At 65.7% G+C, this 216-nt stretch carries 1 protein-coding gene; it reads left to right on the forward strand.

The window, feature by feature from the left end; translation table 11 throughout:
- Positions 1 to 216 (forward strand): MFS transporter (locus tag MJ643_RS31380; RefSeq protein ID WP_247727413.1); only part of this gene is annotated, 216 nt, incomplete at both ends.

The following is a 216-nucleotide window of genomic DNA, read 5'->3' on the forward strand; positions in this document are numbered from 1 at the left end:
TCTCGTACACCTTCAACGAGTACTTCAACAACGGCCGTCTGCTCTCCGCCGCGAACTTCGTGGGCCTCCTCCCGACCCTGCTGATGGTCCCCTTCGGCACGGCCCTCGCCAAGCGGTTCGGCAAGCGCGAGGTCGGCGTCGTCGGCATGGCCCTGGCCCTGGTGTCCGGCATCCTGCTGTTCGTCGTCCACACCGACAGCCCGTACGTGTTCATGG

This window comes from Pseudomonas sp. PNPG3 (assembly GCF_023093815.1).
In the GTDB taxonomy this organism is placed as follows: domain Bacteria; phylum Pseudomonadota; class Gammaproteobacteria; order Pseudomonadales; family Pseudomonadaceae; genus Aquipseudomonas; species Aquipseudomonas asiatica.